A 9,129-nucleotide genomic window follows, 5' to 3' on the forward strand; every position below is an offset into this window, starting at 1 on the left:
CCGCCACGGCCAGACGCCGATCTTTCGCCTCACGCCCTTCGCGACGCCCGGGGACGAAGCCTGGCTGGACGCGCGCGGTTATGAGCGGATCGAGCCGACCAGCGTGATGCTCTGCGGCGATCCCGCCGCTCACGCGCATGCCGATCCCGCCCTGGTTTTCGCGGCGCAACCCGACGAAGCCTGGCTCGCCGGTTTCATCGCCAGCAACCGCCATGGCAGCGGCATCCGCCCCACCCTCACCGCCATGCTCGCCGCGATCCGGAGCGAGGCCTTCTACGCCACGCTTCTGCAGGACGGCGCGCCCTGTGGCTACGGGCTCGCGGTGATCGAACGCGGCTGTGTCGGGCTGTTCGATATCCTCGTCGAACCGCGCCTGCGCGGGCGCGGTTTCGGGCGCAGGCTCGTCGCCGGCATGCTGGACGAGGCGCTGCGCCGTGGCGCGGGCACGGCCTATCTGCAGGTTCTGGAGACGAATACCGCTGCTATCGGGCTGTATCGCAGGCTCGGATTTGCCGATTCATACGGCTATTCCTATCGCGTCGCTCCAGCATGAACGGCGGGCGTTATGCGCTATACCGCGATATTGTCGATCAGGCGTGTCGCCCCGAGTTTCGCCGCCGCGAGCAGGCGGCGCGGGCGGGCCGGGTCGGGCTCCCCGAGCGATTCGGCATCGCGCAGGGCGAGGTAATCGACGACAAATCCCGCTTTCGCGAGCGTGTCCTCTTCGCGGGCGAGGACGGCTGCGGGATCGTCGTCCGCCGCGATTGCCTTCGCGCAGCGCTGCATCGCCGCATGGAGCTGCGGCGCGCGCGCGCGCTCATCGGCGGCAAGATAGCGGTTGCGCGAGGACAGGGCGAGGCCGTCGGCCTCGCGCACCGTCTCGCCGCCGATGATATCGACAGGGATGAAGAGATCGGCGACCATGCGCATGATCACCTTCAATTGCTGATAATCCTTCTCGCCGAACAGCGCGATATCGGGGCCGCATTGCAGGAGCAGCTTGGCGACGACGGTGGCGACTCCGCGAAAATGGCCGGGCCGGAACGCATCCTCGAGACCGGCTGTGGCGGGGCCTTCCAGCGAAATCATGCTGGAAGAGCCCGGCGGATACATCGCTTGCGCCTGTGGCGCGAAGACGAGGTCCGCGCACGGCGCCAGCGCCGCGCAATCGGCTTCGAAAGTGCGCGGATAGCGCGCGAGATCCTCCCCCGGGCCGAACTGGGTCGGGTTGACGAAGATCGAGACGACGACACGATCGGCCTTTGCCCGTCCCTGCCGCACCAGCGAGAGATGGCCCTCATGCAGCGCCCCCATGGTCGGGACCAGCGCGACGCGCTCCCCCGCAGCGCGCCATTGCCCAACCCGGGCGCGCAGGGCGGCCAAGTCTTCCACGATCGGAGGCGCCGGGCGGGTCGCAGCGGTTTGATCGGACATCGCTTCCTTCCTCTGACGCATCGGCAACCGGGGATCTGCGGGCTGGAGCATCGGCATGGCCATGCCTTATCAGAGCCACGTCCTTGCGCAAATCCCCGATGGCGAACCCGGCATTCACCGCCTGCGCAAGTTCGGCGCGAATGCCCATGATCAAGCTGGCCCGCAGCCCGGCTTCATGCTAAACGATCCGGGACGGCCCCGTAGCTCAGCAGGATAGAGCATCAGATTCCTAATCTGAGGGTCACAGGTTCGAATCCTGTCGGGGTCGCCATATCATGAATGCACGATCCGAAAGCCGCCGCGTTCGATCGGCCCGCACCCGCTATCGCCCATCCAGGCGCTGCCTGATCAGGCTGCATCGGCTTAGATATTCGGCGACCGTGCGGATACGTGCGGTGTGGCGCAGGTCCGGGTGGGTCAGCATCCAGAGTTCGACATCAAGGGCGGCGATCATGGTTCCGAAGCAATGCATGCGCATATCTTCCACGCCCATCCCGAGCCGTCATCCTATCACGGCGCGCTCACCCCGGCCGCTTGCGCCGCCCTGATCGATCAGGGCGCCTCGGTCAGAGTGAGCGACCTTATGTGGCGGGCTTCGATCCGACCCTCGCCGTCGGGAGCGGTGGCCACCCGCTCCTGACGATCCGTTCTCGCCCATTCGGCAGAGAAAGTCATAAGACAAGCATCATTCCGTCAGGTACATACCGGCTGACGAAATGATGCGTCAAACAATGACTTGGAGCGCCGGACCTGATGGAGTCAGGCCGGGTGCTCTGAAAGCAGGATCGGCGGCGCCCGGGGCTCTTCGCTGTCAGCGAGAAGCCCCGGGCCCCAATCAAGAGCCGAGGATATGAGGGGCTCGCTTCCCTATTCAGCTGCAATCTTGCCTTCGGTCATTCCGCCCAGATGCTGCACAACCTCATCAAGGTGCATGACGTCGACGTATTTGTGGTGCAGATCGAAGAGATTGATCTTGTGAATCAGCTCATGGCGATCAAACGTGCATTCCTCCACCAGCGAGACGTGGAAGCCGTTCGAATACGCATCGACGCATGATGCGCGCACGCAGCCGGACGTGCTTTCACCGCAGACGATCAGGCTCTGCACGCCCAGATAATTCAGGTGCGATACGATCGGTGTGCCCTGAAAGATGCTGGCGCGTTGCTTGTAGATCACGACGTCACCATCCTGCGGAGCGAGCGGCTCGTAGATATCGAAATCCTCTTTCTTCCACTCGACCTTCTGACGCTTTGTCGAGCCCACACCGGGCGGTCGGTTCATGGGGCGGAAATCCTGCGTGCAATAGAAGATCGGTACGCCGGCCATACGCGCCGCCGCGATCAGTTTCTGCGTCGGCTCGATGCTTGCGTGGGCATACACCCCGCATGTATTGGGATGCTCTTCCTGGATTTCCAGCGGATTTTTCGCACCGCCGCGATAGACGATATTGTAGAAGTCGATGCACAAAAGCGCTGGCTTCGGCCCCACGAAGGTCTCGCGCGCATATGGCGCGTACAGGTCAATCAGGTCCTGCGGTACGGCATCTTTCCAGCAATGATCCTCGAAACGATCGGGTGTCATGGTATTTCTCCTTTTGAGTTGTCAGAGGAACAGAATATCGAGCAGCCCCAACACTGCGGCAGCCAGCAGCCCGGCCATCAAGGGCAGGGCGCTGCTCGACAACAGGCGCAACGCAACAAAGCGCCACCCCATGATCGGAGCCTCGAAGGCCAGCATCCGATGCATGGCGAAGACCGACCATCCGGCCAGCAAAGCCACCGTCTGGGCCTCGCCGGCGCCCGATTGCCAGACGATGAGCGCCAGCGGGAACGACAGCATCGGCCCGCCAGGCAGCAATCCGCCGACCACGGATGCGAGCAGAATGCCCGAGAGGCCTGTTTCAGGCCCCAGGACGGCAGCGACTTTGTCGGTCGGAACGATCTGCGTGAGAAAGGAAGCGGCGAGCAGGGCCATCGGCAGCCTGATCAGCAATACGGATGCCTGGCCCGCAGCGAAGGCTCCCGCACCGCGCAGCCCCGCTGCACCCTTGCGCGCGCCGACCATTACCGCCATCACCGCGACGATACCCCAAAGTATGAGGGCAACCGGGGTCATGAGCGCGGTGCCTCGCGGATCTTCAGTGGCGTTGCCAGAACCAGCCAGCGTGCGATCAGCCCCGCCAGGATGGGCAGTGGCAGGCTGACGAAAAACCGGAGAAGCGCGAAATCGGCCCCCATGAAGGGCAGTTCCCAGATGACGAGGCGGTTGATGCCGATCAGCGACCATGCAGTGATGAAGGCGATCAGCGCGCCTGCATCAGCGCCGGCAACCCACAACGCATAGACCAGCGGGAACGAGGCGAAGGGGCCGCCGGGCGTCAACATCCCGGCCACCGAGGCGAGCCCCAGCCCCCGGAAGCCGGAATTCTGCCCGAGCATCGCGGCCACACGCTCGCGATCGACGAATTGCTGTACGAGGCCGCCGATCAGCAGACCGGCGCCAAGTTGGGGCATGATCATGAGCAGCAGATCGCCCGCATCGCTTAGTCCTGCGCGGACCCCGGATGGTCCGAGCAGCGTCCAGCACGCAGCCCCCGAAGCAAGCGCCACGCCCACGAACACCCAGTCCGCCGTCTTGATCTTCATCCGTCGATGTCCTCGAATTGCGGTGCGACGGCTCTTGCGCCGCACCGCTTGCGCGTTACTCGGCAGCCTGGGTGACCTGCGGTGCGGTCCTGGCGAACAGGCCGTCGGGCAAGCCCTCGATGAAATCGAGAGTGGTTGCCGTGCTCACCACATCGGCGTATTTCGCATGCATGTCGCAGAGGTTGATGGCATGGCTCGCCTGGCTGCGATCGAAACAGCCTTCCTCCATGACCGCGACGCGGAAATTGTTCGAGAAGGCGTCGATCACAGTCGCCCTCACACACCCCGAGGTCGTGGTGCCGACGACGATGACGCTGTCGGCACGCAGCAATGTCAGGTAGGACAACAGCGGCGTACCGGCGAAGCCCGAGGGTTTCTGCTTGTAGACCATGATGTCTTGTGGCTGCGGTGCGATCAGCGCGTTGATCTCGTTGCCATCCCGGGCCTGTGTGTCGCGGGTCTGCTTGCGCTCGCTGCCACGGCTGTTCTTCCATAGCCAGGAGCCGCCATCCCAGCCGTCGGGACGGCGCACGCCGGTGGTATAGATCACCGGAAGGCCCTTGCTGCGCCCGGCATCAAGGAGCTTCTGAACATGGGGGAGCGCGTCCCAGGCATCTTCGCCGCAGGAATTCGACCAGTGCCTGATGCTCTCCAGGATGGGCTCGCGCCGCTCGCCCGTGAACGCATAATTGATGTCGATCACGAGGATTGCCGGGCGCTTGCCGAAGCCGCCGGTGGCGCCGAAGCCGCTGGCCTTGAACACCGCCTTGTCGCGGTCGGTCAGGAACGGATCCCAGCTGTGGTTGGTTTCGTCTTGCATGGTTCTACTCCGCTGCTGTCTGTGTCATGCCGGCGCCCGAGGGCAGGTCGAACAGCCCTTGCGGCACGCCACGCAGGTATTCCAGCACCTCCTCGCTGTGGAGGACGTTGGCGTATTTGGCGTTCATGTCGCACAGGTTGATGGCGTGGGAGGCCTGCGCGCGGTCAAAGCAGCCATCCTCGACCACTGTGACGCGATAGTTCTGGGAGAAGGCATCCAGCACGGTTGCGCGAACACAGCCGGAAGTCGTTGTGCCCGTCACGATCACGCTGTCGCAACCCAGAAGCTGAAGCCAGGATTGCAGCGGCGTGCCGAAGAAGCCCGAGGGCTTCTGCTTCAGCGCCACGAGATCACGCGGACCGGGGGCGATCTCGTCCATGATGGCATTGCCGTCACGGTTCGAGCCATCGACCTTCGGCGCCTCTGATCCGCGGTTGTTCTTCCAGCTCCAGGATCCGCTATCCCATTTGTCGGCACGGCGCTGGCCGGTGGTGTAGATCACCGGAATCGCCCGTTCGCGACAGGTCCCGATCAGGCGCTGGATCACGGGTATCGCCTCCCACGCATCCTCACCGCAGCTGGTGCGCCACTTCTTGATCGATTCGAGGATCGGCGTCGGTTGCTCGCCACAGAAGGCGTAGTTGACGTCGATCACGAGGAGCGCCGGGCGCTCACCCCAGGCGCCTTGCGCGCCATAGCCCGAGGCGGCAAACACCGCCTTGTCGCGCTCGGTCAGAAACTTGTCCCAAATCCGTTCAGTCATGGTTCTCTCCTCTGTGAGTTCGTAGCGGGGCGGGCTCGCCCGGGCGCACGGGCGCGCCGGCAAACAGGACGAAGATCAGGCTGCAGCCTGCGAGCAGGGCAGCGTTGATGAGAATTGCGCCGCCATGGCCGACCAGTGCCATGTCGACGAGCAGGCCGAGCGAAAGCGGTCCGACCAGGTATCCGCAGTCGCCGGCGAAACGTAACATTCCCATGGCCGGGCCGATGGCTTCCTCGGGCACGACATCGACCGCATGCGCGGCGACGGCAGGGCCGCCGAGGCCGGTCGCGGCCCCCATCCCGATCATGCCCAGATAGAAGGCCAGCGCGGAATCGGCCCATACGATCAGGACCAGGGCCGCTGCGGCGGCGAGCAGCGAGACGACGATGATGCGTCCGCGCGGCACGCTATCGACGAGGATGCCGGCCAGTGGCAGGACAGCGAGATTCGTCAATGCAGACAGCGTCAGGGCCAGTCCGATCGCATCCGCCCCCATGCCGAAGCGATCGGCGGCCATCAGCGGGATCATCTGCCATTGTGCCGCCGTGCGCGTCAGAAAGATCGCGAGGTTGACGAGCAGCACGCACAGGAAAGGCAGCATCAGCAGCAATGCCGTCGAACCGCGCAGGTCGTGCCTGACCCGGCCCGGCGCGCTGGTTTCGGCGCTGCGCCTGAAGGCGAAGAAGGCATAGAGCGCGGTGACGAGCCCGATCGCCCCGGCCACCCAGAACGGCCCGTTCAGCCCCATCAGCCCCGCCGCAAACCCGCCCAGAGCCGGGCCGGCGGCCGCTCCCGAGAGCAACGCTCCCTGGAACAGGGCCATCACCCGACCACGGTTTGCGGGTGAACTGGCGCGGGCGCAGAATATGGTGGCGGCCGTCATGTAGATACCCGATCCGACGCCCTGCAGCATGCGACCCGCGAGAACGATCGTATAATCGGGCCCCAGCGCCCCGATCACCGATCCGAGACCACACAGCAATGGGCCACCCCACAGAAGCGGGGCCAGCCCGATGCGCGGGGCGGCGTGACCGGCGGGAATGTCGGCGGCCAGACGACCGATGGCGAAGACGGTGATCATCAGCCCGATCTGCCATTCGCCGATACCGAAACCCTGCGCGTACAGCGCCATGACCGGCGTCAGCATGCCGAACATCATCATGTGCAACGCAACGGTGACCATGATGAACGGCAGGCCCGGCACATCGCGCAGGACGCCGCGCCAGCCCCGGGCAGCCCTGATCGCATCGGGGAGGGGCGCTTCCACGGGATCAGGCCTTGCCCGACCGGCGCAGGCGCGGGTCGAGATTGTCGCGCAGCGCATCCCCCAGCAGGTTGATGGCCAGCACGGTCAGGAAGATGCACAGGCCCGGAAACAGCGACATCCACCACGATGTCGAGATATAGGAGCGCGCATCGGACAGCATCGCACCCCAGGTTGGAATGTTGGGCGGCACGCCGAGGCCGAGGAAACTGAGGGCGGCCTCGGCCAGAATCGCCGTGGCCATGGCGAAAGTGCCGATGATCAGAGCCGATTGCATCAGGTTGGGCGCAATATGCCGCGCGACGATGCGTGTGTGCCCGGCGCCGAGCGAGCGGGCGGCCATGACGAATTCATGCTCCTTCAGGCTGAGCGTATTGGCGCGCGCCACGCGGCAATAGGGAATCCATCGCTGTATCGCGAGCGCGACGATCAGCACCGCAAGTCCCTGGCCGAAAAACGCGACGATGGTGATGGCCAGAAGCAGCGGCGGAAAGGCCCAGAAGACTTCGAGCAGCTTCTGGATGGCGAAATCCACCCAGCCGCCGAAATAGCCGGAGATCAGCCCCAGAACGATACCGATGATCCCGGAGAAGACGACCACCGCGACCGCGATCAGCAGGGAAATCCGCGCGCCGTAGATGATGCGGCTCAGGATGTCGCGACCGACGTGATCGGTGCCCAGAAAATGGGGCCCGTCGAAAAATTGCGGTGGCGTGAGGGCCATCAGGAGATTCTGACGGTTGGGGTCGAAGGGCACGAGAAATGGCGCGAACAGGGCAAAGGCGACGAACACCGTCAGGACCACGATCGCGGAAACGGCCTTTACCGTCAGCCAGGGACGCAGCACAGCGCGCAGGCGCGCCGATTTCAGGCGTGCAGCTTCTGCCCCTGCCGCTTCAGCGGTCGAGGTTGATGCGGGGATCGATTGAGGCATAGAGGATGTCCACCAACAGGTTAACGAAGATGAAGAGGAGCGTGTAGACCATCACGACTCCGGTGATCAGGGGATAATCGCGCGCGCCGAGGCCCTGCAGGAGAAGTGCTCCTATCCCGGGCCAGGCGAAGATTGTCTCGACGATGATCGAACCCGACAGCAGGGCGCCGAATTCGAGGCCGACGATGGTGATGATCGTCACCAGTGCATTGCGCAGGCCATGGCGCCACAGAACCAGCCGCCCGCTCAGACCCTTGGCGCGCGCCGTCATGATGTAATCCTCGTTCATCTGCTCCATGATCGAGGATCGGGTGATGCGCATGAGGATGCCGGTCATGTTGATGCCCAGCACGAAGGCGGGCAGCAGCAGATGCGCCATGGCATCGCGAAAAGCGGTCCAGTTTCCGGCAATCAATGCGTCCACGGTACGGAAGCCGGTGATGGCGGGCACATCGATGCCCCAGGTGGAGCGACCGCTCGACGGAAGCAGATTGAAGGTTCCGGCCACCAGCAGGATCAGCATGATGGCCATCCAGAAATTCGGCATCGAGATGCCGAAGAATCCGAAAAACGAGCCAGCGCTGTCGATCCAGGAATTGGGGCGCGAACCGGCCCAGACACCGAGCGGGACTGCAATGATCACCGCGATCAGGGTCGCATAGACCGCCAGTTCGAGCGTTGCGGGAAAGCGCTCTGCAATCAGTTCGGCAACCGGGACGCCGTAACGAAAACTCTCGCCGAAATCGAGCGTCAGTGCGGCGGCGATGAAGCGCAGGTATTGCACGAACATCGGCTGGTCGAGGCCCCAGCGTGTGCGGACCTCGGCAACTTCCTCCGGCGTCGCCTCCTCGTTCAGCAGCATCGTAGCCGGGTCACCGGGTGCGGCGTGCATCATGGCGAATACCAGCAGGGTGATGAGCAGCAGGACCGGTACCGTGCCGATCAGGCGCTTGGCGGTATAGGCGAGCATGGTCGATCTCCGTCATCGTCGCTGAAGGGACAGCCGCACACCGATGGGTGCGCGGCTGAAGCAGGGTTCAGCGGACGAAGATGTCCCAGGCCTCAAGCCGGGCATCGGGGCGTGGTGCGTATGCGATGTCTTTCGACACGCCCCAGGCCATCCGGTGGCGCCACAGGAAATGGACCGGCGCATCCTCGGCGATCACCGTGAAAACCTCCCGCAGCAGCGTGTTGCGTCGATCGGGATCGAACTCGGCCCGCTCGAGCCGGAACAATTCGTCCAGCTCGGGATTCGAGTAGGCGATGCGC

11 protein-coding genes, 1 tRNA gene and 1 pseudogene are annotated in these 9,129 nt (G+C 64.3%); 2 read left to right on the plus strand and 11 right to left on the minus strand.

Annotated features, from left to right (window positions below; genetic code table 11):
- Positions 1-553 (plus strand): GNAT family N-acetyltransferase (locus VKP01_RS02495; RefSeq protein WP_324410056.1); only part of this gene is annotated, 553 nt, incomplete at its 5' end.
- A gap of 17 nt (positions 554-570) precedes the next feature.
- On the opposite strand, the gene panC is transcribed toward VKP01_RS02495, so the two are convergent.
- On the minus strand, positions 571-1,434 hold the full coding sequence (gene panC, locus VKP01_RS02500; RefSeq protein WP_324410057.1) for a pantoate--beta-alanine ligase: 864 nt from the start codon (positions 1,432-1,434) through the stop codon (positions 571-573).
- Positions 1,435-1,628: 194 nt separating this feature from the next.
- Between panC and VKP01_RS02505 the strand changes: the two genes are divergently transcribed.
- Positions 1,629-1,705 (plus strand) — tRNA-Arg (locus VKP01_RS02505).
- A 51-nt stretch (positions 1,706-1,756) separates the two neighbouring features.
- On the opposite strand, the gene VKP01_RS02510 is transcribed toward VKP01_RS02505, so the two are convergent.
- The 10 genes and pseudogenes from VKP01_RS02510 to VKP01_RS02555 form a co-directional block, all read right to left on the minus strand.
- Positions 1,757-1,927: a hypothetical protein gene (locus VKP01_RS02510; protein ID WP_324410058.1), complete on the minus strand. Its 171-nt coding sequence runs from the start codon at positions 1,925-1,927 to the stop codon at positions 1,757-1,759.
- Between the two features lie 374 nt (positions 1,928-2,301).
- Positions 2,302-3,015: an isochorismatase family protein gene (locus VKP01_RS02515; protein WP_324410059.1), complete on the minus strand. Its 714-nt coding sequence runs from the start codon at positions 3,013-3,015 to the stop codon at positions 2,302-2,304.
- Positions 3,016-3,036: 21 nt separating this feature from the next.
- Complete coding sequence (locus VKP01_RS02520) at positions 3,037-3,549, minus strand: hypothetical protein (RefSeq protein WP_324410060.1); 513 nt, start codon at positions 3,547-3,549, stop codon at positions 3,037-3,039.
- A complete protein-coding gene (locus VKP01_RS02525; RefSeq protein WP_074443556.1) occupies positions 3,546-4,079 on the minus strand; it encodes a permease in 534 nt (177 codons plus the stop codon). Before VKP01_RS02525 ends, VKP01_RS02520 begins: the two co-directional genes overlap by 4 nt.
- Before the next feature lie 55 nt (positions 4,080-4,134).
- Positions 4,135-4,899, minus strand: coding sequence for an isochorismatase family protein (locus VKP01_RS02530; RefSeq protein ID WP_324410061.1), 765 nt, complete (start codon positions 4,897-4,899; stop codon positions 4,135-4,137).
- Positions 4,900-4,903: 4 nt separating this feature from the next.
- A complete protein-coding gene (locus VKP01_RS02535) occupies positions 4,904-5,662 on the minus strand; it encodes an isochorismatase family protein (protein ID WP_324410062.1) in 759 nt (252 codons plus the stop codon).
- Positions 5,655-6,929 carry an MFS transporter gene (locus VKP01_RS02540; protein WP_324410063.1) on the minus strand — a complete coding sequence of 425 codons (1,275 nt, stop codon included), beginning with the start codon at positions 6,927-6,929 and terminating at the stop codon, positions 5,655-5,657. Before VKP01_RS02540 ends, VKP01_RS02535 begins: the two co-directional genes overlap by 8 nt.
- A gap of 4 nt (positions 6,930-6,933) precedes the next feature.
- Positions 6,934-7,860 carry an ABC transporter permease gene (locus VKP01_RS02545; protein WP_324410064.1) on the minus strand — a complete coding sequence of 309 codons (927 nt, stop codon included), beginning with the start codon at positions 7,858-7,860 and terminating at the stop codon, positions 6,934-6,936.
- Positions 7,823-8,830: an ABC transporter permease gene (locus VKP01_RS02550; RefSeq protein ID WP_324410065.1), complete on the minus strand. Its 1,008-nt coding sequence runs from the start codon at positions 8,828-8,830 to the stop codon at positions 7,823-7,825. The genes VKP01_RS02545 and VKP01_RS02550 overlap by 38 nt, the downstream gene beginning before the upstream one ends.
- A 67-nt stretch (positions 8,831-8,897) precedes the next feature.
- A pseudogene (locus tag VKP01_RS02555) lies at positions 8,898-9,129 on the minus strand (hypothetical protein); the annotation flags it as partial.

It is taken from the genome of Saliniramus sp. (assembly GCF_035311605.1).
In the GTDB taxonomy this organism is placed as follows: domain Bacteria; phylum Pseudomonadota; class Alphaproteobacteria; order Rhizobiales; family Beijerinckiaceae; genus Saliniramus.